Raw genomic sequence first — 23,790 nt, forward strand, 5'->3', positions numbered from 1 at the left:
TAAATTAAGATGAAAAATATAAAAAAAATATTGCTTGTGGTTTTTGTCGGCCTTTTATTCGGCTGTAGACGCGAAACGTCTTTAGAGCTTGAGAGAGAAGAAAAGTTTACCCTTAATTACGGGCTTTTTGAAAACGAGCTCAATCTTTTTAATTTAAACAGTACTTATTCACGTCCTGATACACAGATTTTGATGAAAGAAGGTATATTCTACATAGTTAATTCGGGCGGCCAAAAAATTTTAAAGCTTTCTTCATTCGGGGACTTACTTACCTTTTTTTATAACCCCGAGTCAAACATGGAGCCTTCCTTTATGCAAAACGATTCTCAGGATGTTAAGGCAACTACAAGAGGAGCCATAAAATATCCCTTTAATCATCCTGCTCTTTTAACCGTAAACTCTTCCAAGCATCTCTTTGTTGTAGATTCCGTTTTGGATGAAAGAATCGAGTACGATCATGAGGAAAATTTGGCCTTAAGGGATATAATCCTGCATTTCGACGAAAACGGAACTTTTATAGATTATCTGGGACAGGAAGGTTTTGGCGGAACGCCTTTTCCGTCTATTGAGGGGATTCATACAAATTCTTCCAACGATATAATAGTCGTTTGCCGAACACAGACGAGTTTAAAAATTTATTGGTATAACAGGAAGGGAGACTTGCTGTATAAGATACCTATCTTTTTTAATGCAGTACCTAATCCATATGAAAGTTCTAATAAAATATTTTCTTCGATAGATAAGATAATTCCCGACTTTAATGATCTTTATTTATATATTAAAATTGATTATTATCTTGAAGAAAAGGATGCTGCAACTAGGGCAAACCTTGGGGTAAGTTACGATAAAAGCTGTTTGTATTTTTTAAATATTAAAACCGGTAAGTATGATAAAAAAATGGATATAGATGCTTATGAGGAAATTGAAACATCGGGAACCGAAACTTTTACTTTTAAAAAGGTTTATGAGATAATGGGCATTACGGAAAGTAATTGGTGTTACTTATTGACTCCTACCACTAAAGGTTATGCACTTGAAATGATGAATTTAAAATCTCAAAAAAAATATAAAAAAGATTTGATTGTTTCAAGTGATGAAACATTTTACAATACCTTCCATGTTTCCTCTAAGGGAATTATTTCGGCCATTCTTGCCCGAGACGACAAGGCCTTAATTGTATGGTGGCGTGCCGATAAAATTATCGGGGATAAATAATGAGTGATGATGATCTATTCGAAAAAAGGGATTCTTCTCCGCGTGAAGTTTTTACCCGCTATAATAGAGAAGATAGAATTAAAAATGCCTCAGAAAAGGTCAGGCAATTACACGATCCGGATTTTGTAAGAAAAAGAAGTTTTATAAAAAGTGTAACCGAAAACCGGGGCTTAAGGTCGGTGTTTTTTGTTATAGTTGTTCTTGTAAGTATTAACATAGCCTTTTTTATTACCCGTTCCGACAGAAATAGCGGCAGGATTTATGGAATAAAAACTGAGCTAAAGTCCTTTATTTATCAGGATAGGGCCTTGGCAAATTTGCGTTTGAGTGAAAATACTAAATTTTTAGAAAGCTTAAAAGAGAGTGAAGAAAAAGACGGAGCCTTGGTAAGAGTAAACTTTATTTTTTTGGATGATAACGGAAACAAATTATCGTCTTCGCTGCAGACCGGTATTTATACGGGAGGAGAGCTTAGGTTTTCTTCTCAAAATGAATCCGGAAATGCAAAAAAAGTTCAAGCCGAAATTTATATTAAAGAAAAACTTTTGGTTTTATCGTCAAAAATAAAATGAGAAAATAAAATGAGTGTGAACAAAAAATATAAGTGCCGATTATGTAAGGAATGTAACGGAAAAGCCTGCATAGGAGAGCTTCCCGGAATGGGCGGAGTCTTTGAAAGTGCTAATTTTATTTTAAACTGTGCCGAGTGGAAAAATTATTATACATCTGATTCCTATCCTCTGCCGAGGCTCCGTCTTGCTCCTATGACGGGAGCCGTAGAAAATGTCGGCTATGAAGACGAAAGGCAATTTTATTTTGACCTTATAGGGGCATCGGTTAAGGCCGGCTTGGCTTTAAGCATTGGGGACGGCTATCCCGACTTAAAACTTTTTTCAGGGATCGAAGCCTTAAGGGATGTTAAAAAAAAGGGAGCGGTCTTTTTAAAACCATATCCGCAGATGAAGCTTTTTGAAAGAATTGAGGCCTCAATGGAGGCGGCGGAAATTATCGGGGTAGATACGGATGCTTATAATATTGTAACTATGCGGAATCTTGTTCACCTTGAAAAAAAGACTGCAAAAGATTTGGCTGATTTAAAAAAATATGCAAAGCTCCCCTTTGCTGTGAAGGGTATTTTTACCTCCTATGATATTGAAGTTGTGAAGGAGCTAAAACCCGACATTGCCATAATTTCAAATCACGGCGGCCGTATCGAAACCGATAGGGGGAGCGTTGCCGCATTTGCTCACTCTCATTTAAAAGAGATAAAAAAATATTCAGGCGAAGTTTGGGCTGACGGCGGCTTACGGAAAAGAGAAGATTTTATGGCCGCTTCTTCTTTAGGTATTGAAGAAGTTTTAATAGGCCGTCCCTGTATTACCGCCCTCCTTAGAGACAAGGAGAACGGCATAAAAAATTTTATCGATTCTATTTTAGGTAAAGATTTAAATAAAGAAGCTTGCGGCTCCTTAGGGAGCAGCCCTTTAAGGAGCTTTGAAAAACCTTGAAAACCCGTTTAGATAGAATATTGGCCCTCAGCGGTTTAGGCTCCCGAAGTGATGTAAAAAAAATGATACGCAAAAAAAACTGCTGCGTGGACGGGGTGCGTATTGTTTCGCCTTCTTTTATTTTGGACACTGACCTAAATAAAATAACTATAGACGGGGAGCCTCTTGTGTTGAGGACAAATGTTTATCTTATGTTTAATAAGCCTCAAGGCTGTGTAACTTCGACAAGCGATCCCATACATAAAACCGTAATGGATTATATAAAAGCTCCCTTTGACAGGATGAAGCTGTTCCCCATCGGCCGGCTGGATATAGACACCGAAGGCCTTTTGATTATTACCGATGACGGCGAGATTACCCACAAGATTACCTCGCCTAAGTCGGGAACGATAAAGACTTATTATCTGGAATTAAGCCGAGAGCCCTCCGATGAAGAGTTTAAAATTTACTGCAAAGAGTTTGAAAAAGGGATTATGCTAAAAAACGGATATAAGTGTCTCCCTGCAAAATTCGAAAAATGTGAAAACAAAACCGGTTCTTTTAGAAGCGGATTTTTAATGCACATAACCGAAGGGAAATTCCATCAAGTAAAAAAAATGTGCTTAAGCGCAGGGAACGAACTTTGTTACCTGCGCCGTATTGCGGTCGGTTCAATAGTTTTAGATGAGAACTTGAAGGTCGGAGAATACCGCGAGCTTTCCGCCGAAGAGATAGATTCGCTCAGAGATTATTGAGGGTCTCGCTAAAAGCATCGGATTTTATAGAGTCTCTAAAAACATCGGTTTTTAGAGAGTAATCCTTTTAGCTGAAAATTATCCTCATAAATCGTTTTTTACCGGCACGCAAAATCATCTCCTTGTCCTTGTCAAGTTTTTCTTTTCCAATTAGAGCCTTGATGTCCGAAATTTTTTCTTCGTTTATAAAGGCTCCTCCCTGCTCGACAAGACGGCGGGCATCGCTTTTGGTGGAGGCAAGTCCTGCTTCGGCAAAGAGGTCAAGAACTCCGATACCCTCATTTAATTTTGAAAGACTCAAATTTGCCGTGGGCATGGCATCCTTATTTCCTCCGCCCGAAAAAGCCGCCCTTGCTCCTTCCAAGGCTTTTTCCGCTTCTTCTTTTCCGTGAATAAGAGCTGTAACTTCAAAGGCTAATCTTTCTTTAGCCTTGTTTATGTCTCCTGCACAAACCGATTTTATTTCTTCTATAGGAAGGAATGTAAAAAGCAGCATAAACTTTTCGACATCGGCATCGGCTGTGTTTCTCCAATATTGAAAAAAATCGTAGGGAGAAAGAAGGGCAGGATCCAAGAACAAAGCTCCTTTTTCGCTCTTTCCCATTTTTTGTCCGTCGGCTCTTGTAACCAGAGAGAAGGTGAGGGCAAAAACCTCGCCGCCTCCCTTTCTGCGGATAAGGTCGCTTCCTGCAACCATGTTTCCCCACTGGTCATCACCGCCTATCTGGAGTTCGACATTGTAGTTTTGATTGAGCATTAAAAAGTCGTAGCTTTGCAAAAGCTGATAATTGAATTCCAAAAAGGAAAGCCCCGTTTCCATTCTTTTTTTGTAGGCTTCAAAACTGAGCATTTTGTTGACTGAAAAGTGAGAACCTATATCGCGTAAAAAATCGATGTAGTTTAAATCGGCAAGCCAATCCTTGTTGTTGACAAAGCGTACATTATTAATATCTTCCGCTAAAAATTTTTCAATCTGTTTTTGAATTGAGGCCGCATTTTTATCGAGTTCATCGTAAGAAAGCATCTTACGCATTTCTGTTTTGCCCGACGGGTCGCCTATTCGCGAAGTGCCTCCGCCGACTAAAACAACTCCCTTGTGCCCTTCACGGCATAAATGCTTTAAGGCAAAAATCGGAACCATATGCCCTATGTGCAAGCTGGGCCCTGTCGGGTCGGTTCCTGTGTAAAAGGCGATTTGCCCCTTGTCCATTCTATCGGAAAGGGCTTTCAAATCTGTACATTGCTGGATAAAGCCCCTCTCCTGTAATATTTTTAATGCTTTGTTCATGTTTTGACTATACAATAATTTTTAGCTTAGGTCAACAGATTTATTAGGATTAAAATTTTACTATTTATTGCAAACAATTTCTATAATAATTATGAAAGGGGAAAAAATTTCTCTTTGTAAATAATTTGTCATGGAGTTTGATATGGAAAAACTATTTAAAATTACTCTCCGCAACGACTATGCTTTTAAACGAGTCTTCGGAGTAGAGGAAAACAAAGATGTTCTACAGGACTTGCTGGAGTGTATCTTGGACATTCCGCCTGAGGATATCGCAGGTTTGGAGCTCTTGGATAAGGAGTTTCATAAGGAGCTTTTAAGTGAAAAGCTCGGTGTTTTGGACATCAAGTTAAGGCTAAAAGATGGAACCTTTGTCGATATTGAAATTCAAAACAGTTGGCATTTTGATTTTCCTGAAAGAACCTTGTATTATTGGTCTAAAATGTACAACGAAAATATAAAACAAGGTCAAGACTATACAAAACTGCCAAAGTGTATTACAATAAACTTGATAGGAAAAGGCTTTGATAAAAATAAGCGTTTGCACAACAAGTATCTTGTTTTAGAACAAGACACAAAAGAGCCTTTAGTTTCAAAACTTGAGATTCATATACTAAACCTTGAAAAAGCAAAGCTGTTAAAAGAATCTCAATACAAGGATAATAAAGCTAAACGCTTATTAAACTGGCTAAAATTTATTGAAACTGATGATGAGGAGGTACGTAGTATGCTGGAACAAGAATCCCCTATGATGAGAAAGGCAAATACAACAATAAACATAATGGAAATGAGTCCTAGAGATAAATGGCTTTATGATTCCCGTATGAAATATGAACATGACAGGGCATCATGTATAAGTGAAGGGTATCGGCAAGGTGTTGATAAAGGTGCTTATCAAGCAAGACTTGAAACGGCAAAACTTATGAAAAAAGCAAATTGTGAAATTGACTTTATCATACAAATGACCGGTCTTAGCAAAGAAGAGATAAAGAAACTATAATAAATTTTGGGAATGGACTACAACCAATGCAGCTTCAAGGCAAAGCCGTTCTGTTGGATTGTCTTTCCACCGCTTAATAGATGTATTAGAAAAAGATTAAAACCAAAACTTAACCTTTATTTGCTGGGTTTAATTACCTTTTTCGGACGGAGGGTTAAGCCAAAAAGAATAATTATTGGTGTGATAAAATGAAAAAAAATATTTTATATTTTGTATTTATATGGCTTATTGTTTTTGAAGTATATTGCGAAAAATTGCCATATATAAAATATGCAAATAATTATAATGTTTCAGAGCATGATATTAAATTCAATATAATTGACACTCTCCGCCTTTTTTGCTATAATAAACCTTTGTTTGCCCCGATGGTGGAATTGGTAGACACGCTAGTTTCAGGTACTAGTGCTTAACGGCATGGGGGTTCAAGTCCCCCTCAGGGCAAAACTTCAAAACCTACAATGACCGTCATAAGGATTTTTTATGGATGCCGGAGCTTTAACAGACAAAATAATTATTATTCGTTTACTTTTAAGTTTTTTAGCCGGTTGTTGTATAGGGATGGAGCGTTCCGGTAAAAGACAGGTGGCGGGTTTACGTACTCATATCCTAATTTGCGTGGGCGCATGCGGGATGATGCTGATATCCATCTGGCTTCCTCAAGTCAGCGGCAAGGGCGATACGGCCAGAATCGCCGCTCAGGTTGTTTCGGGTATGGGTTTTTTAGGTGCCGGAGCTATTTTAAAGATAGGAGCCAACGTAAAAGGGCTCACAACAGCAGCTTCGATATGGGTAATTGCAGGAATAGGCTTGGCTATAGGAAGCGGGCTGTATACGGCCGGAATAGTGATGACCGTTATTTCTTTAGTAACTCTTTCACTTATCAATAGGCTTGAACTTAAAATTTTCCCTGTAAGGCAAAATAAATTTTTAGAAATATATTTTCACGGAAATAAACCTCCAATGACGGAGATAATAAATGTTTTATCGGATTACTCTGCATCCATTGTATCCACAAATGTCCGCTCGTCAAAATCGTCCAAGGAACATTCTAAGGTCGTTCTTTTTATAAATGTTCCTAAGAGGCTGGATATTTCCAAGATGACCGAAGACTTTCAAAAAATAGAAGAAGTAGATACAATAGTACTCCGAGAAAAAATAACCTAAAAAATTCTTAAGGTAAAACAAGAGGTATTGTTAATTGAAAGACACAAACAACAGCATAAGTATAAATGCCGAATTATCAAAAATGATATTATCCGCCTCAGGATGGAGAAAGGTTTTTGCCGACTCAGGCAAAGAGGAAGACGAAAGCCCCGACATAAAATATGAAGATTCCATATTATTGTGCCATGCAGCCTTGGCCTTCGCTGAATTTTTAAAGACAAATTTTCCTAAAATAAAGACGATAGTAATCGGCAGGGACAGCCGGCCTACAGGCGTTGCTATCAAAGAAGTGTTTATAAAAACTCTTATTTCAACTTCTTATGATTTAAAGGTTATAGGCTGTACGGCTGCTCCCGAAATCATGGCTTATTCAAGATCGATAGGTGCAGCCTTTGCCTATATTTCCGCCAGTCATAACCCGATAGGACATAACGGTCTTAAATTCGGCTTGGAATCAGGGGGCGTTCTTGACGGAGATCAAGCTAAAACCTTAATCAACATGTTTAAAGAAAGACTTACAGCCGATGATGCCGAAGATACTGCTTTAAAATTCCTGCATGATTATGATTTAAAAAAATTGCAAGATATAAAAATGCAGACAGTATATGTAAAAAAAGAAGCATTGGATGCTTATTATAGTTATTCTAAGGCTGTAATTACAAATTCGGCTGACCCCAAAAGACAAAACAAATTTTTTGATAAACTAAAAAAAACGGCTACTGCTGCAAAAAAAGAAGATCATCCTATTTCTATAGTTGCCGATTTTAACGGAAGTGCAAGAGCTGCATCCATTGACAGGCAGTTTTTTACGGACAATGAAATAGCATTAATCGGTATAAACGAAGTACCCGGAAATATCGTACACGGGATATTGCCTGAAGGAGCTAATCTGGATTTTTGTGCAAAAAAAATGGAACATCTTCACTTGGATCCGGATGCAAGTCCGTTGGATAAAAACTGCTTTTTAGGTTATATGCCCGATTGTGACGGAGACCGCGGAAACATAATCTATTGGAATGAAGAGCTTAATAAGGCTGTTCCTCTTGAGGCTCAAGAGGTATTTGCTCTTTCGGTGATTGCGGAGACGGCTTATTCTTTCTATTGTAAAAGAGGTAATAAGAAGCCTGCTATTGTTGTAAACGGCCCTACTTCTTTGCGGATTGAAGAAGCGGCAGCCTGTTTTGGCGCTGAAGTTTTTAGGGCTGAAGTAGGCGAGGCTAATGTAGTTAATTTAGCCGCCGAATTGCGGGAAAAAAATTATGATGTCCGAATTTTAGGAGAGGGGTCGAACGGAGGAAACATTACTCACCCTGCAAAGGTAAGGGATCCGATAAATACCATTTTTGCAATTTTAAAACTCCTTTTAATAAAGACGGAATTTATGAAAAAAGGTCTTTTTCATATTTGGTGCGAAAAGTCAAAACAAATGGATAAATATAAACCCGATTTTACCTTGACCGATATTCTAAAAACCTTGCCTCAATATACAACAACTCCCACCGGAGAACAAAGAGCTATTTTAAAAATCAATACAATGGATCACGGAATTCTAAAAGGCAGGTATCAAAAAATATTTGAAGAAGAATGGGCTAAAAAGAAAGATGAACTTAAAAGCAGGTTCGGTATTGTAAGATTCCGCAGTTTTTCAAATAACGGAACAAAGCAGACTGAAGACCTTAAAGACTTTTCCGTTTCGGGTAAGGGCGGCCTTAAAATTCAGTTTTATAATTCAAAAGATGAGCCTTTAGGTTTTATCTGGATGAGGGGTTCTGGAACGGAACCCATATTCAGAATAATGGCCGATATAAAGGGCTTGTCGCTTGAAGATGAAAAATACTTGGTTGAATGGCAGGGTGAAATGGTAAGGCGTGCCGATTTAGGCGCATAGTTTAAAAAGAATTATTATTGGAGAAAATTATGGGAATTAGAGGTGAACTTTTTACAACTCAGGTTTCGGCGGAAAACCGGACTTATTTTTTTAATGTTAAAGAAAATACAAAGGGTGACGTTTTTTTACAGGTTGTCGAAAGCAAGGTTTCTGAGGGGCTTGGCTTTGACCGCCATGCCGTTGTCGTATTTGAAGATGAAATGAGGCCTTTTTTGCAGGGGCTGGATAAATGTATAGAATTTATCGAAAAAAACAGAAAGGAAAAAGCAAAGGCTAAGGCGAAGAAGGTTAGCGATGCAAAAAAGACTGCCGAAAAAAGCGATAAGCCTGCAAAGCCTCGTGCTTCCAAGGGTCAAAGTACTGAAAAGAAGGACGGGGAAAAATCAAGGGTAAAAAAAATAATAAAAAAGAAGCCCCGCTGAGGCTGTTAAGCTAACAGAAAGTTGGTCTGTAATTTTGTATTTGAGTTGTTTGCACCTTGTTATATAGCCTGTTTTATGATAAAATAAACATTATATGAAAAATTGGCTGCTTGTACCTTTAGTGTTTATCTCAAATTTTATTTTAGCTGTTTTAGCATTTTCTATATCGGTTGGAATTTGGCAGTCGCTGATGTATGGAGATGTATCGGGCATGTTTTTCTCTTCCTTTTTACATTGCCTTTATCTGATACTTCCCATAGCCTGTATTATTTCGATATTCGCAGTCTATGTTTTTATGATGAGACATTCCGAAAAGCGGGGCCTGTCTTTTTTAGCCTTGGTTATAACATTTGCTTTATTTTTTGCCTTAATTATTCCTCTCGTGTACTCTCAAGGAGAAAAAATAAATCAGACCTTTAACTTAAAAGAAAAGGTTTTAATTGACGATAAACACCTGGAAACTTTTATAGAACAGCCTGCCTTTGTTCAGGCAGCAGGCAACATAGTCCGCCCCTTTGTTCATGATATATATGAACAGTATAAAGATTCTTACACATCCTACCTTATTTTTTCGGGTTCGATTTTTTTGCTTATATTTTCTCTTTGGATATTTACAACAATAACGGAATGGAAAATAGTTAATTTTACTTTTTTACCGCTTTTATTAATCTTAATACTTTATGCTTATACTTATATACGGACTGAGGACTTTATCCTGAGTATAGAGGAAGTACTTCCTTTTGAAGTCCTGAGGTTTTGGATAAGGCCTATTTTGTTTTGTCTTTCAGCCTTAGTGTTTTTTATTTATACATCGATATTGCTGCTTGTAAGGCGTGCAAAAAAAATGCCTAAAAAACAAAAAATAAAGGTCTCTAAAGTGAAGAAACCTAAGGCTCCTAAAATTAAAATGCCGAAACCGGTTAAGCCTAAAAAAGGTGAGAAAATAAACGAAGAATTTGATACCTTTATTCCCGATAGCTTAGGGGACTTTAGCGAGGGGGATATTGATGCATAAAATTTCAAAATTTTTTCCTTACTTTTTTGTTCACTTTTTACTTGGTCTGGTCGCTTCCTTTGCTTATGTTTTTTTTATGCCTATAAAAGAAACCGTTCTGCCGGTATCTTTATTTTCATGGAAGATTCGTGAATCGATATTATTGTTTATTTTTTATTTTCCCTTTATCTATACGTCTTCATTAATTTTTGCTTATCCTATCATTTTCGGAAAATTCGGACCTGCAAAAATGCAGAGGCGGTCATCCGCTATGATTCGCTTTATTCAGCATTTTTTTATTTTTTCTCTTGTTATTTTATCTTTCTATGTGGTTTTGGCCGAAGCCGTTAAGCCTATTTTAATGGAATACCAATCGCGATCCGTTTATCAAGCTCTTACACATAAAGAATATACTAAACTTGCAAAAGAAGCCTATGACAGGAATGATTATAGCCAGGCCGGAGATCATATCGGAAGGGCTTTAAGCATATGGCCCCAGTCGGAAGATGCCATGAAACTAAACGAGATGATTAAGATTGCCGGAGAAAAACTTTCGCTTGATAAGACCGATTCCGCTTTAAGGAAAAATATTTCAGAGGAAGATAATATAAGCATGACTGCCGAGGCGGCCTTAAAAAGAGCGGAAAGAGCAGCTTTAGCATTCGATTTTTATACGGCTCACTATTATGCAAAACTTGCTATGCAAACTTTTCAGGATGGGAATCCTTTAAAAATTGATGCCGAAAATCTTGCGGTGCGGGCTTGGGCCGAGGTCGAAAAAGGTTTGGCTTCATATAAAGATGCTCCCTCCATTGCCTTATATAAAAGTAAAAAGGCAGCCTATGAAGCTTTACAGAGAGGAGATTATATAAAGGCTTATTATTCCTTTTTGCAAATTGACTCGTCTATGCGGGCTTCAAATCCCGATAAAAAAGATCCTGAGGTTGAATGGTTTTTAAATCTATCTAGGGTTGAGCTTGAAAAAAAAGTCTTTTTTACCGATGAGCTTAAAAATATTCCCAACTTTATAATGCGGGGGGACATAAGTTTTACTGTCGGAGAGCATAGCCATGAGTGTGCCGTAATAAAAATACACGGAATCTCTCATGGAAGTTCCACTTTACGTAATGAAATATATCTTATGAATGTTTTATATACACGTTTAGGAATATCCAATACCGAAAAATGGTCTATAATTATTCCTTATGCAAAACTTATAGAAGTTGTAGACGATGAAGGAAAAAACAGGTTAATGCTTCAGATTTGCTCGGTTGATAGATATTCTGAAGAAAAAAATGTTTATCCCAAGGTTTTGTCCGGAGAACTCCCAAGGGAAAATGCTCATAATATTTTGCTTCCCATGACCATGACCGATTTTATTTTAGTTGAAAAGTCTGTGAGCGGACCTTCGGCTATGACGATATCGGATTTGTACTATTTTAGTTTGATAGCCGAAAAGTACGGTTTAAAAAAAGAAGCCTATTTGAGCGAGGTGCTATACCGCTTGACTGAACCCCTTTTATTATTGATAGTTTCTTTACTTGTGCTTATATTGGCTTGGCGGTTTAGAGTTTCGCCGGGCAGGCGGTTAAATAAACGCTTATTTTTATTTTCACCCCTTTGTCCGTTTTTGTCTTACATCTTAATGGAAACTCTTAGATATGTTTTTAAACTTCAAATCGCCTTTTTTGTTTGTTTGACACCGCGTTATGTATCTCTTATAGTTTTTGGTTTGCCTGTCATAGCCCTTATTTTTCTGATTATTACGCTTCTTTATCAGCGTTCGGAGTAAAATGTCTGATAAGTTTGCTTTGCGTTTTTCAAATAGCTTTTGTAAAGCTTGAGGTATGCCGGCAGCCGAAGTTATGTCTTCTGTTTAAGTTGTTTAGGATCGATTGCTCCGGCACGTATTAAGGCAATTTTTGCAGTTACCGGTCCCAAGAGTTCGTATAATACCGATGATGCCAGTATGATATTAAATAAAATCAAACCTTCTTTCTCAGGTAACAGCATTTTTCCCATAAAAGCAAGGCCTATCGCAACACCGGCTTGCGGCATTAAGGCAAACCCCATATTGTTTGTAATCTTTTTATCGATTGATAACATTTTACATGATGCAAAGGCTCCGATATATTTTCCTATAATACGGATGACAAAATAAGCAACGCCTATGATGCCTGCAGTCACAATGATACTTAAATCCATATTCATACCGGAAATAATAAAAAAACTACTCATAACCGGCGGAGAAAAACTGTTCATTTGCTCAAATAATTTTTTATCGTTTGTACGGTTATAATAAACGGCTCCGCACACCATACAGGCAAGAAGCGGACTCACCTTATAATACGAGCACACTCCCGAAATAAAAAACAGAAATGCGACTGCCAATATCAATCTATTATCAAAACTTCTTTTTTCAGTTATCATAAATTCCATACACAGAGCAGTAAAATAGCCTAAAATCAGCACCGCAGTATTTAGTCCGATCGGTTTTATAATACTCATAATATTGAAACCATTGCTTTCCTGCGCATTAACCACTGTAACCATTATACTGAATACAAAAAGACATACGACATCGTCAAAAGCGGTAATCCGTAACAATAAATCGACAAAGCGCCCTTTGCCGTTGTATTCTTTTATCGTCATGATGGTACTTGCCGGAGCTGTAGCAGTTGCGATTGCACCAAGCAAAAAAGAAAAAGAAAGTTCCATTTTAAATACGAAAAGCATGGAGAGTGTAACCAGCAAACCCGCAAGCAGCGATTCGCACAGAGTAATAAATACGATATTCCGTATCTCTTTTTTATCGTTGCTGCGTTTAAAATACCGCCCCATATCAAAAGCGATAAAACTGAGCGCAATAATGGAAATAACGTCCAAATTTATAATAAACCGCCTGTGAATAAGATGCAGCCCGCTTGGGCCTATAATAATTCCAGCCAAAATATAACCGCTAACCTTAGGCAGCTGTATCTTTTTTGTAAAACGTGTTACAAAAAAACCGCTTATCAGTATCAATGCAAACGAGATGAGGATTGTAGTGGGTAAATCAAGGTCTGCAACTATATTATAAATAAAATCCAATATATTCATATCAATTAATAAGTATACGGCATACCTCCATGGAATACAAGAGGGCCGTTTTATTAGACTTATTATACTTGAATTAAATTTTTACGTCATGTAATAAGGGACCTTACAATTCTTTGAAAACTATGATAGAATACCGAATATAATTTTAGGGAGGCTTTAAAATGTCTTTATTGTTTTCTAGTTTTAAAATTAAAAATATAGAGCTTAACACAAAATTGGTAATGCCTCCTATGGCTTCCGAAAAGGCAGACGAAGGCGGAATTGTGAGCCAAGCCCTTTGCGATTATTATGATGAAAAAACGAAAGGTTCTTATATAGGGCTTGTAATAATAGAACACTCTTATGTGAGTCCCCAAGGAAAGGCCAGTGCCGGTCAGCTTTCTATTTCGGATGATTCTACAATAAAAGGTTTTAAAAAACTGGCTTCCGTTTTACATAAAAACGGAGCGAAGGTAATAGCCCAGATTTCCCATGCAGGTGCTGCTGCAAGACATAAAATAACAGGATATGATGTATTAAGTTCAAGTTCCGTTATGATTCCGCGTAAAGCTTCTGATTATGAACTGCCTCGTGCGATGACGCAGGAAGATATAAATAAGGTTATAAACGATTTTGTTCAGGCTGCAAGGCGTGCAAAAGAAGCCGGCCTTGACGGCGTGGAAATACATTCGGCCCACGGCTATTTATTGAACCAGTTTTTTTCACCTATTATGAATAAACGCACAGACAAATACAACGGATCTTCTATTGAAGGCAGAACAAGACTTCATATAGAAATTATAGAGGCCATTCGTAAAATAACCGGCCCTGATTTCTTACTTGGAGTCCGTTTGGGGGCCTGTGATTATATTTCCGGAGGAAGCTCCCTTGAAGATTCCGTAGAAGCTTGCCTTCTTTTTAAGAAAGTCGGAGTTGACTTACTTGATATTTCGGGAGGTTTTTGCGGATATACCAATCCCGAACTTGAAGAAGAAGGATGGTTCAGCCGCATAACTCAAGCCGTAAAGGAAAAAGTAGAGGTACCTGTAATTCTTACGGGAGGAATTGTAAGTCCTGAAGCTGCCGAAAAAATTCTACAGGAAGAAAAAGCCGATCTAATCGGTGTAGGACGGGCTCTTCTAAATGATTCCGACTGGCCTAAAAAGGCAAAACAAAAATTGGAAGGCTAAATAAATTATTGAGAATAAATTATTAATCATTGACAGATGTACATACCCATAGTATAATTTTATCGGAGTATGCGCGATAAAATCTTTGCGGTAATTATATTTTTAATTACTATCCTTTTATTTATATTTATGCCTCAAATTCGGGACAGCTTAGGGCAAAGGCCTATGTTTAGTCAGGAGTTTGCTGTAGGAGTGGTTCAAGATGTCCTAGAAGAAGATCTTACTGAGGATCCCATAGTTAGCGGACGTTATCGAGGAATACAAAAAATTTCAGTGAAAATTTTGGATGGCAGTAAAAAAAATAATGTTTATGAAACATATAACACTTTAAGTGCTCTGCATAATACAAGGGCCTATAAGAATTTAAAGGCTGTCTTTACAATCAGGGTTCAAGACGGAAAAGAAAGTATTTGGTTGTACAATCAAAAACGGGATACCCATATTTATATCTTAGTCTTGCTCTTTGCTTTTTCTTTAATTTTTCTCGGCAAAAGGCAGGGCTTTAAGTCTTTACTGGGTTTGGTCTTTACATGTACAGTTATTGTGAGCCTTTTAGTTCCTGCTCTATTTGCGGGCTTTGAGCCTATTCCTATTTCCATTTTACTTGTTTCGGTAGTCACTTTCGTAAGTTTTATTTTGGTAAGCGGTTTTTCCCGTAAGACCTATGCGGCAATACTCGGTACCATTTGCGGAATAAGTATAGCAGGGCTTATTTCGATAATAGTTTCCTATACGGCAAATCTTTCGGGTGTGAATATGGAAGGAGGAGAACAGCTTTTGAATATTGCCCCTGATTATAATCTAAAATTAAACGGGCTTCTTTTTATTTCTATTTTAATTGCTTCTCTTGGGGCTGTAATGGATGTAAGTATGTCCGTCTCCTCTTCAATGCACGAAATATTAACAATAGATCCTACAATCGAAAAAAAGAAATTATTTAAATCAGGCCTAAATGTAGGAAAGGATATAACCGGCACTATGAGTAATACTCTTATTCTGGCCTTTGCAGGGACATCTCTACCCCTGATAATGATGATATGGGGATATGGCATGAGTTTAAGGCAATTTACAAATATACCAAAAATTGTAATACATATTGTACAAGGGCTTGCCGGCAGTATGGGTATAATAACATCTGTTCCATGTACGGCATTTTTTGCGGCAGTGCTTCCGCGTAAATAAGCAGGGAGGCATGATAAACAGTTCGGTAGAAATTTATCCCCGCTGTTTATCGTGGTTGTATGTAGTTTTGCAAAAGCAAGACTTCTCGAAAAAAGTTTTTATGGGAGGAGAACCTATGAAAAAACGATTGACGTGTATTTTGATTTCCGTCTTTGTTATTTTTTCTTTTACCTCGTGTTTGGAGACCCGTGTAAAAGAGAGCGGTATAAGGTCAAAGAGGGAAATGCTTGCAACAGGCAAGCAGTCGGATGAGGTTAAGTTAACTCATGCAGTAATTAGAAAGGGTGAAGCGGGAAAGGACAATGTAACCTTGACCTTCGGTGTAACCGGAGATGTTCACGGCAGACTTTATCCTTTTGAATATGCCGTTTGTGAAGAGGTACCGGGTGCGGGTTTTTCAAAAACATTTACCTTGGCTCAAGAGCTAAGAAAGGAAAATCCAAACACTGTTCTCATTGATGTAGGCGATACCGTTCAGGATAACAATGCCGAGCTTTTTAACGATTTGGAAACCCATCCAATGATTCAGGCTTTGAACTACATGAACTATGATATTTGGGTTTTAGGTAATCACGAATTCAATTTTGAAAAAGAATTTCTTGCACGTAATATCCGCAATTTTAATGGGGCAGTTTTGAGTGCAAATATCAGGAATGAAAAGGATAAGAGCTTTTTTGTACTGCCTTACCAGTTATTGGAAGTTGAAGGGGTTAGGGTCGCTGTTGTAGGTCTTATTCCGCCCCATATTCCGATGTGGGAATCTTCTTCGCCTTCTCACTTCAAAGGGCTGACATTTGAAGAACCCTTGGATGCTGCCCGCCGTACCGTTGATTCTTTAAAAGGGCAGTATGATGTTTTGGTTGGCGCCTTTCACTTAGGCCGAAATGCCGAATATGGTTCTGCCGGCGGAGTTATCGAAATTGCCAAACAAATCCCCGAATTCGATATAATTTTCGGAGGCCATGAACATGCAAGGTATGCAAGTATAGTTGACGGCGCGGACGGAGATAAGACATGGATAATAGAGCCCGGTGCCTATGGTTGGGCCTTGGCTGTCGGAGAGATAAAAGTTAAAAGAGAAAAGGACAAGTGGAAGGTTGTTTCGGTAAGGGCTGAGAACAGAGAAACAAAAAATGTTCTGCCTAATAAACCGATGGAAGAAGAATTCAAATTTGTTCATCAAACTTCTTTAAGCGATGCAAATACCGTAATAGGGAATATAACCGAGGATTTTATAAAGCGTGTCGATTATATTACGGGCGAGGATAAGGTTACTACAATGCCTACAATACAGTTGGAGGATACTGCCCTAATAGACCTTATAAATACCGTTCAGCTGTATTATACCAAGGCCGATGTATCGTCTGCTGCGGCCTTCCGTTCGGATATGAATTTAAAGGCAGGCCTTTTTAAGAAAAAAGATGTAGCCTTTATTTATAAGTATGCAAATACCTTGATGGGAGTAAATATAACCGGTGAGAACCTTTTAAAATATATGGAATGGTCAGCTTCCTATTATAATACTACCAAAAAGGGTGATGTAACAATTTCTTTTGATCCTAAGATCCGAAGCTATAATTACGATATGTTTGAGGGTCTGACCTATGATATTGATATCTCTCAAGCACCTGAAAACAGGATTAAAAATGCAAAGATAAAAGGAAAGCCCATCGATCCGAAAAAGACCTATAAGTTGGCTGTAAATAACTACCGTTTCGGAACTTTGACAAAACTTGGCCTTATAAGCGAAAAAGATGTTTATTACGACTCCTATATGAAAATGCAGGATGCAGGACGTATAAGAGACTTGATAGTAAAATATGTTAAGGAAGTTTCAAAGGGTGTTATTAAGCCTGTAACAAACAATAACTGGAAGATTATAGGCTTTGATCCCGATGTCAAGGGCAAGGAAGAAATCTTAAACAAGATTAGATCGGGCGAGATACAGATTCCTAAATCGGAGGATGGAAGAACCCCGAATGTAAAATCCATAAATATCTATGAATTAAAATAAATAAACTTATTTAAAGTTCCGGCTGTCTTTTGGGCGGCCGGAGCTTTTTTTCTGCTGCAAAACAATAAAGGCTTCTTGCTTTTTGCCTAAAAATTCTATATAATAAATAATCCTTTAGCGGTTCTTCATGTTGGCCGCATTTGGTCAAAAAATTAAAACTTTTTTTTAAAAAAAGGAGAAAGAATCTTTTTTATTTATACAATATTAGTAGAATAAGAAAATTTTTTATAGGAGAATATTGTGGCAAAAGCAAAAAACGAAGTACCGGCAGTTGCAAACCCGGATGATAAGTTAAAGGCTCTGGAGGCGGCCCGCCTTCAAATCGAAAAACAATTCGGGCAAGGCTCTTTGATGAAGCTGGGGAATAATTCCGCTATCGGAAACATAGAAATTATTCCTTCGGGAAGCATCCTTTTGGATGAAGCTCTGGGAATCGGCGGTTATCCCCGCGGCAGAATTATCGAAATATTCGGCCCCGAATCTTCGGGTAAGACTACTATAGCTCTTCATGCCGTCGCCGAGGCACAAAAGCAGGGAGGCATAGCCGCCTTTATCGATGCCGAACATGCCTTGGATCCTCAATATGCAAAAGCCTTGGGAGTAAATATTGATGAGCTTTGGGTTTCCCAACCCGACACGGGTGAACAGGCCCTTGAAATAGCAGAAAGTCTTGTACGCTCCGGAGCAGTTGACATAATAGTAATTGACTCGGTAGCAGCCCTAACACCTCAAGCAGAAATTGCCGGAGAAATGGGAGACTCTCACATGGGTTTACAGGCCCGCTTGATGAGCCAAGCCTTGAGAAAACTTACTGCCATTATAGGCAAGTCCAACTGTATGATAATCTTTATCAACCAAATCCGAATGAAGATAGGCGTTATGTTCGGAAGCCCCGAAACAACCACGGGAGGAAATGCCCTTAAATTTTACGCCTCCGTCAGATTGGATGTACGGAAAATTGAAACTCTCGGTAAGGACGAGGATGAAGCATGGGGAAATAAAATACGTGTAAAGGTTGTAAAAAACAAGGTTGCTCCTCCCTTTAGAAAGGTAGAAATGGAAATCCTTTTCGGGAAAGGTGTTTGTCCCTATGGAAGCCTCTTGGATTCTGCTGTCAAACAAGAAATAATAGGCAAGAGCGGCTCATGGTATTCTTACGGAGACGATAAAATCGGCCAAGGAAGACCCAATGCCGTAAAATTCTTAGAAGAAAACATCGACATAGCTCAAAAGATTGAAAAAGAATTGAGAGAAAAACTTTTCCCGGGCAGACCTTATGTTTCAAGTTTTGTAGAAAAAACAAAAGAACAAAAAGAAGCTCAAGAAAAGGCTGTAGAAGCTCTTAAAAAAGAAGACGGCTCAAAGGACTCAGCTTCCAAAGCCAAAAAAGAAGAAGCAGATGATACTGCCGAAGAAAAACCTACCGCTTCAAAGACAAAAAAAGCTGAAGTTGTAGGCCTTCCGGCGGACGACAGTCTTTTTTAAGTTTTAAAAGAAAAAGATTATAGGAAGATTTATTTTAAGCGGTGCAGACGGCATCGCTTAAAACCGCCTAAAAACTTGAGTTTTTAAAAAAAATGCCGAACAATAAAAGAGGAGCGGCATTATGAGTACACAAACTTTAAGTCATATTGATACACAGGAAGTAGGCTATTCCAATACGGAATTTAAGGTGCATAACTTTGAAGGCCCATTGGATCTTCTTCTTTTTTTGATAAATAAAAACGAGGTAAATATCTACGATATTCCGATTGCAGAAATAACCGAACAATATCTGGAATACCTTGATTATGCAATTGAACCCGATTTGGATAACCTTGTCGATTTTTATTCGATGGCCGCTAATTTAATTTATATAAAAAGCAGAATGCTTTTGCCGGTTGAGGTTTCGGTTGATGATGAAGACATCGAAGACCCGCGTTCCGAGCTGGTCGATAAGCTCATCGAATATCAAAAGTATAAAAAACTTTCCGAATTGATGGAAAAAAAAGAAAGCGAAGCGGAATGGTTTTTTGAAAGAAAAAAGATTCAGCACGCCCTGCCTTTTGGAGAAGAAGAACTTTGGGAGCGGGTAGATACTTGGGATCTTTTAAAAACCTTTTCTCAGCTTATGTCCAATTATAAGGCCGAACACATCTTAGACCTTTATGAAGAAGTTTCGGTAAACGAGAAGATTACCCTTATGAACGAATTTTTAGAAAAAAAGGGTGAGTGTATGTTTACCGACTTGATTGTGCGCAAGGGGAATTTAATGGATGTGGTCTGTGCCTTTATGGCAATTTTGGAAGCCGTTAAATTTAAAATGGCAAGCATCTGGCAAAACAGAATGTTCGGCGATATAAAAATACGCCCATGGGAGCAGGATAATGGTTCAGAATTATAATTTGGAAAAAGAAATCTCCTTGATTGAAGCTATCCTCTATTTGGAAGGAGACCCTTTAACCGATGAAGCTCTTTGTAAAATTTCAGGGCTTTCGCCCGAAATAGTGAGCGATGCCATCAAGGCCTTGCAGGAATCCTATGCTTCTCCCCAAAGCGGAATCGAACTTGCTAAAATGATGGGCGGCTGGGTGATAATGCCTAAAAAAGATTTGTGGGAACATTTAAAAGACCGTTACGGCAAAAAAAATGAAGGCCGGCTTTCCCGTGCCGCAATGGAAACCCTTTCTATAATCGCTTATTCCCAGCCGGTAACAAGGGCCGAAATCGAAGCTATCCGCGGCGTTTCCGCCGACAATATGATTCGCCTCCTTATTGAAAAGGACCTTATAAAAGAAGTCGGCAAAAAAGATGTCCCCGGTAAGCCTGCAATGTTCGGTACCACAAAGGAATTTTTAAAAATATTCAGACTTAACAGCATTGCAGATCTTCCCAAACTCGATGAAACCGAAAGAGAACGGTTCGAGCTTGCTCGATAAGAGAACCTTCGATTAAGAGAATCTTTTAGTTTTTATGATAGACGAAATAAGACTTCAAGTTTATTTAGCCCGCTGCGGAGTTGCTTCAAGAAGAGCCTCTGAAAATCTCATCTTAAACGGAAGGGTAAGCGTTGACGGTAAAATAGCAACCGAACTCGGTACAAAAGTTTCGGGTAGAGAAAAAATCTGTCTTGACGGAAAACAAATTTTCCCCGAGGCCGAAAAACGGTATATTCTGTTGAATAAACCTGAAGGCTATGTTTGCTCATTGGCTGATGAAAAAGATAGACCCATCGCCGCCTCCCTTTTAAAGGATACCTATACCGAAAGGCTTTACAATGTAGGTCGCTTGGATATGCTTTCCGGCGGAGCCATTCTTTTTACAAATGACGGAGATTTTTCTGCAAAGGTTGAGCATCCTTCTTCCGAAATCGAAAAAGAATATGAGGTAATAACCGTTTTTGAATACCCTGATGAGGTCCTCCAAAAATTTTTAAGAGGGGTGCGTATCGAAGGTGTTTTTTATAAGGCTCTTTCGGCAGAACGTATAGCAAAAAACAAAATGCGCATAGTTTTAATTGAAGGCAAAAACCGCGAAATCCGCCGAGTCTTAAAATTCTTCAATATTAAAATAAAAAAACTGACACGGGTCAGAATAGGCTGCGTGCACCTGGCAGACCTTCCCTCCGGCAAACACCGCCCCTTAACTCATGAAGAGATTAAAGGACTATTGGGGTAGTTGTGCTTTTATTCCGGAAAAATAAGTTTTATTTTGGGGCCATCGGGCTGCGGAAAATCGAGTCTTTTAAATATAATTGCAGGCATAGATAAAAACTAAAAAAGCATTTCAAGTTTTATTGCAGGAAAAATTGAGGTTATTTTTTTTATCATTTGTAAAGACGGATTTGATTTTTTTTCCAAACGCTGATAGCTGTATACATTTTTCATTCCGAGTTTTTCAGATACTTGTTTTTGTGTTAGATTTAGTATTGAGCGGTTATGGCGTAATAAAACGGCAAGAGCTATTTCGGGCTCTATGGGAATTTCCAGTATGTTCTTACTGCAGGTAGTTATGTCCTGCGGCAAAGGGAAAACAATGTGTGAGGATTGAGGTTCTTCGAGATATAGATTAAGAGCTTCAAAACAGGCTGATTTTAGTTCTTCGGCTGTTTCTGCTTGAGTAAGGCAGCCTGAAAGCTCAATACATTCTGCCCAAAAACCGTTTTCTTCTTTGTGTACCAGAAAATGATATTTCATTGTGTACCTCCCTTTTGACATGAGAACCTTTTTGTGAAATCACTTTCCATCCAGCTTTTTTATAAAGGCGGAGCATATCTTTTCCGCTTAACGGCATAGTTTATAATACCAAATATATTTGGTATTGTCAAGTATTTTTTTTGCCCGATGATTACTTGATTTTACGCAATAATATATGTAAAATCTTCAAGAAAAAACAGATAAATTTATTATGGATATACGAGATAGACCTTTATGAATATTTTAGAAAACACATTGAATTCGATTAAACCCGTTTCGGAAGAAGAAGGAAAAAAGGCCAAGCTTTTTTGGGACAGCCTTGCTCATCCGCCAGGCTCTTTGGGGGCTCTTGAAGAGATGACGGTCAGACTTGCAAAAATCAAGGGCTTTGACAATGTAAAAATCGATAAAAAAATAACGGCTGTCTTTTGTGCGGATAACGGAGTTTATGCAGAAAAAATTACCTCCCAGCCCCAGATAACCACCTTTTTGCTTGCCGAGATTATGCACACAGGAAAAACAGGTTTAGGAACAATTTCAAGATGGGCAGAAAGCGGTATCAGGGTTTACGATGTCGGAATGATAAAAACAAGTGCACGGAAAGATGTCATCAATAAAAAGATAAAATTCGGTACGGAAAACATAGCCCAAGGCCCTGCGATGAGCAGGGAAGACTGTATCCGCATGATTGAAACCGGAATAGAGGCGGCCTTTGAAATAGCTGATGAGGGCTTCGATATTGCAGGAATAGGGGAGCTGGGGATTTGTAATACTACCACAACGGCGGCTGTGCTTTCAGGCCTTTGCGGGGTAGAGCCTGAGCTGACTGTAGGGCGCGGGGCTTCTACGACAGAGGCTATGTATGAGCTCAAGATTAAGACCGTAAAAAAAGCTATCGAAATAAACGCCCCCAAAAAAGGCGATTCAATCGATTGTATTTACAAAGTCGGGGGCTTTGATATTGCGGCAATGTGCGGCTGTTACATAGGTCTTGCCGCCCGCGGAATTCCTGCCGTAATCGACGGCTATATTTCGAGCCTTGCAGCCCTCTGTGCCGTAAATTTGAATCCTCTTATAAGGGGTTATCTTTTTGCTTCTCATAAGTCGGAAGAAAGGGGAGCTAAGATATGTACTTCTGAGCTTGGAATCGAGCCAGTCTTAAGTATGAAAATGCGTTTGGGAGAAGGAAGCGGCTGTCCTCTCTTATTTAAGATGCTTGAAGGGGCAGTCTTCACCATGCAGAATATGGGAAAATTTACCGAAACCATGATAGACGGAGCCGATTTAGTGGATATCAGGAAACAGAATCCTTAAAATTCCCTATTGACTAATTCTCTTCTTTATAGTATTATGAGTTCTTACTCGTATTTTAATTAAAACACGGGTTTTATATTGAAATTTTGGGTTAATCCCGGGAGGTTTACGTGGTAAAAATCAGACTAAAAAGACTCGGAACTAAAAAACGCCCTTATTATCGAATTGTTGTTCAGGATGTAAGAGAACCCCGAAACGGCAAAACCATCGATGAAGTCGGCATTTATCATCCGATCGAAACGGCAGAAAAACAGATTTCTTTTGATGCCGATAAGGTTAGAAACTGGTTGGGAAAAGGTGCACAGCCTACCGACACAGTTAGACGCTTACTTAATAAAAAAGAATTCACTCTATAAGTGTAAAATCACTTGACAGGTGAAAAGGAAAACAAAATGCAAAAAGATTTAATAGAATACATTGCCAAATCCCTCGTTGACGATCCTTCCGCCGTAACGGTATCGGAAAGTGAAAACGAAAAAGGAACGGTCATTGAGCTTAAAGTAGCCTCAGGCGACATCGGCAAGGTAATCGGAAAGCAGGGAAGAATCGCAAAGTCGATCAGAACCTTGCTGAGCGCAAGTGCAGGAAAGTCGGGAAAGCGTTATTCGCTTGAAATTGTAGACTAAT

Annotated in this window: 24 protein-coding genes and 1 tRNA gene; 22 read left to right on the plus strand and 3 right to left on the minus strand. The window is 38.4% G+C overall.

The genetic code is table 11. From position 1 onward, the window contains the following. Window positions 1-9 precede the first annotated feature (9 nt). The 4 genes from HGJ18_RS01385 to HGJ18_RS01400 are packed head-to-tail and all read left to right on the plus strand — an operon-like array spanning window position 10 to window position 3,457. Complete coding sequence (locus tag HGJ18_RS01385) at window positions 10-1,215, plus strand: LIC_12708 family protein (RefSeq protein WP_253697332.1); 1,206 nt, start codon at window positions 10-12, stop codon at window positions 1,213-1,215. Further along, on the plus strand, window positions 1,215-1,787 hold the full coding sequence (locus HGJ18_RS01390; RefSeq protein WP_253697333.1) for a hypothetical protein: 573 nt from the start codon (window positions 1,215-1,217) through the stop codon (window positions 1,785-1,787). Before HGJ18_RS01385 ends, HGJ18_RS01390 begins: the two co-directional genes overlap by 1 nt. A 9-nt stretch (window positions 1,788-1,796) precedes the next feature. Next, window positions 1,797-2,723 carry an alpha-hydroxy-acid oxidizing protein gene (locus HGJ18_RS01395; RefSeq protein ID WP_253697334.1) on the plus strand — a complete coding sequence of 309 codons (927 nt, stop codon included), beginning with the start codon at window positions 1,797-1,799 and terminating at the stop codon, window positions 2,721-2,723. Then, on the plus strand, window positions 2,720-3,457 hold the full coding sequence (locus HGJ18_RS01400; RefSeq protein ID WP_253697335.1) for a 16S rRNA pseudouridine(516) synthase: 738 nt from the start codon (window positions 2,720-2,722) through the stop codon (window positions 3,455-3,457). Before HGJ18_RS01395 ends, HGJ18_RS01400 begins: the two co-directional genes overlap by 4 nt. 67 nt (window positions 3,458-3,524) lie before the next feature. Here HGJ18_RS01400 and tyrS read toward each other — a convergent pair whose 3' ends face one another. Then, window positions 3,525-4,745 carry a tyrosine--tRNA ligase gene (tyrS, locus tag HGJ18_RS01405; protein ID WP_253697336.1) on the minus strand — a complete coding sequence of 407 codons (1,221 nt, stop codon included), beginning with the start codon at window positions 4,743-4,745 and terminating at the stop codon, window positions 3,525-3,527. A 142-nt stretch (window positions 4,746-4,887) separates the two neighbouring features. On the opposite strand from tyrS, the gene HGJ18_RS01410 reads away from it, so the two are divergent. The 7 genes from HGJ18_RS01410 to HGJ18_RS01440 all read left to right on the plus strand — a co-directional run bounded on the left by HGJ18_RS01410 (window position 4,888) and on the right by HGJ18_RS01440 (window position 12,002). Continuing rightward, window positions 4,888-5,742 carry an Rpn family recombination-promoting nuclease/putative transposase gene (locus HGJ18_RS01410; RefSeq protein WP_253697337.1) on the plus strand — a complete coding sequence of 285 codons (855 nt, stop codon included), beginning with the start codon at window positions 4,888-4,890 and terminating at the stop codon, window positions 5,740-5,742. 359 nt (window positions 5,743-6,101) lie between these two features. Then, window positions 6,102-6,183 (plus strand) — tRNA-Leu (locus HGJ18_RS01415). A gap of 39 nt (window positions 6,184-6,222) precedes the next feature. Continuing rightward, complete coding sequence (locus HGJ18_RS01420; protein WP_253697338.1) at window positions 6,223-6,906, plus strand: MgtC/SapB family protein; 684 nt, start codon at window positions 6,223-6,225, stop codon at window positions 6,904-6,906. A 34-nt stretch (window positions 6,907-6,940) separates the two neighbouring features. Beyond that, window positions 6,941-8,794: a phosphoglucomutase gene (locus tag HGJ18_RS01425; protein ID WP_253697339.1), complete on the plus strand. Its 1,854-nt coding sequence runs from the start codon at window positions 6,941-6,943 to the stop codon at window positions 8,792-8,794. A gap of 29 nt (window positions 8,795-8,823) precedes the next feature. Continuing rightward, window positions 8,824-9,216, plus strand: a complete 393-nt coding sequence (locus HGJ18_RS01430; RefSeq protein WP_253697340.1) for a PUR family DNA/RNA-binding protein — start codon at window positions 8,824-8,826, stop codon at window positions 9,214-9,216. 94 nt (window positions 9,217-9,310) lie between these two features. Beyond that, window positions 9,311-10,231: a hypothetical protein gene (locus HGJ18_RS01435; RefSeq protein ID WP_253697341.1), complete on the plus strand. Its 921-nt coding sequence runs from the start codon at window positions 9,311-9,313 to the stop codon at window positions 10,229-10,231. Then, entirely contained in the window at window positions 10,224-12,002 is a 1,779-nt protein-coding gene (locus HGJ18_RS01440) for a hypothetical protein (RefSeq protein WP_253697342.1), read from the plus strand. Before HGJ18_RS01435 ends, HGJ18_RS01440 begins: the two co-directional genes overlap by 8 nt. A 71-nt stretch (window positions 12,003-12,073) precedes the next feature. Here the strand turns inward: HGJ18_RS01440 and HGJ18_RS01445 are convergent, their stop codons facing one another. Continuing rightward, window positions 12,074-13,309, minus strand: coding sequence for a cation:proton antiporter (locus HGJ18_RS01445; RefSeq protein ID WP_253697343.1), 1,236 nt, complete (start codon window positions 13,307-13,309; stop codon window positions 12,074-12,076). A gap of 161 nt (window positions 13,310-13,470) precedes the next feature. Between HGJ18_RS01445 and HGJ18_RS01450 the strand changes: the two genes are divergently transcribed. The 8 genes from HGJ18_RS01450 to HGJ18_RS12825 all read left to right on the plus strand — a co-directional run bounded on the left by HGJ18_RS01450 (window position 13,471) and on the right by HGJ18_RS12825 (window position 21,430). Next, complete coding sequence (locus HGJ18_RS01450) at window positions 13,471-14,478, plus strand: NADH:flavin oxidoreductase (RefSeq protein ID WP_253697344.1); 1,008 nt, start codon at window positions 13,471-13,473, stop codon at window positions 14,476-14,478. A 69-nt stretch (window positions 14,479-14,547) separates the two neighbouring features. Further along, window positions 14,548-15,660: a YibE/F family protein gene (locus tag HGJ18_RS01455; RefSeq protein WP_253697345.1), complete on the plus strand. Its 1,113-nt coding sequence runs from the start codon at window positions 14,548-14,550 to the stop codon at window positions 15,658-15,660. 115 nt (window positions 15,661-15,775) lie between these two features. Next, window positions 15,776-17,674, plus strand: coding sequence for a bifunctional metallophosphatase/5'-nucleotidase (locus HGJ18_RS01460; protein ID WP_366793632.1), 1,899 nt, complete (start codon window positions 15,776-15,778; stop codon window positions 17,672-17,674). Window positions 17,675-17,914: 240 nt separating this feature from the next. Next, the gene (gene recA, locus HGJ18_RS01465; RefSeq protein ID WP_253697347.1) at window positions 17,915-19,159 is read left to right on the plus strand and encodes a recombinase RecA; all 1,245 of its coding nucleotides are present in this window, start codon (window positions 17,915-17,917) and stop codon (window positions 19,157-19,159) included. Window positions 19,160-19,280: 121 nt separating this feature from the next. Next, window positions 19,281-20,057 (plus strand): segregation and condensation protein A, encoded by a 777-nt coding sequence (locus HGJ18_RS01470; protein WP_253697348.1) that lies wholly within the window; start codon window positions 19,281-19,283, stop codon window positions 20,055-20,057. Then, window positions 20,041-20,592, plus strand: a complete 552-nt coding sequence (gene scpB / locus HGJ18_RS01475; protein ID WP_253697349.1) for an SMC-Scp complex subunit ScpB — start codon at window positions 20,041-20,043, stop codon at window positions 20,590-20,592. Before HGJ18_RS01470 ends, scpB begins: the two co-directional genes overlap by 17 nt. A gap of 34 nt (window positions 20,593-20,626) precedes the next feature. Then, window positions 20,627-21,331, plus strand: coding sequence for a pseudouridine synthase (locus HGJ18_RS01480; protein WP_253697350.1), 705 nt, complete (start codon window positions 20,627-20,629; stop codon window positions 21,329-21,331). Further along, window positions 21,332-21,430, plus strand: a complete 99-nt coding sequence (locus tag HGJ18_RS12825; protein ID WP_080612193.1) for an ATP-binding cassette domain-containing protein — start codon at window positions 21,332-21,334, stop codon at window positions 21,428-21,430. Here HGJ18_RS12825 and HGJ18_RS01485 read toward each other — a convergent pair. Beyond that, window positions 21,427-21,849 carry a type II toxin-antitoxin system HicB family antitoxin gene (locus HGJ18_RS01485; protein WP_253697351.1) on the minus strand — a complete coding sequence of 141 codons (423 nt, stop codon included), beginning with the start codon at window positions 21,847-21,849 and terminating at the stop codon, window positions 21,427-21,429. The genes HGJ18_RS12825 and HGJ18_RS01485 overlap by 4 nt on opposite strands. Window positions 21,850-22,083: 234 nt before the next feature. Between HGJ18_RS01485 and cobT the strand changes: the two genes are divergently transcribed. The 3 genes from cobT to HGJ18_RS01500 all read left to right on the plus strand — a co-directional run bounded on the left by cobT (window position 22,084) and on the right by HGJ18_RS01500 (window position 23,789). Further along, complete coding sequence (gene cobT / locus HGJ18_RS01490; protein ID WP_253697352.1) at window positions 22,084-23,163, plus strand: nicotinate-nucleotide--dimethylbenzimidazole phosphoribosyltransferase; 1,080 nt, start codon at window positions 22,084-22,086, stop codon at window positions 23,161-23,163. Between the two features lie 110 nt (window positions 23,164-23,273). Next, on the plus strand, window positions 23,274-23,519 hold the full coding sequence (gene rpsP / locus HGJ18_RS01495) for a 30S ribosomal protein S16 (protein WP_002670213.1): 246 nt from the start codon (window positions 23,274-23,276) through the stop codon (window positions 23,517-23,519). A gap of 36 nt (window positions 23,520-23,555) precedes the next feature. Continuing rightward, a complete protein-coding gene (locus HGJ18_RS01500) occupies window positions 23,556-23,789 on the plus strand; it encodes a KH domain-containing protein (RefSeq protein WP_002670215.1) in 234 nt (77 codons plus the stop codon). Window position 23,790 lies beyond the last annotated feature (1 nt).

The organism is Treponema denticola, assembly GCF_024181405.1.
Classification (GTDB): Bacteria; Spirochaetota; Spirochaetia; order Treponematales; family Treponemataceae; genus Treponema_B; species Treponema_B denticola_D.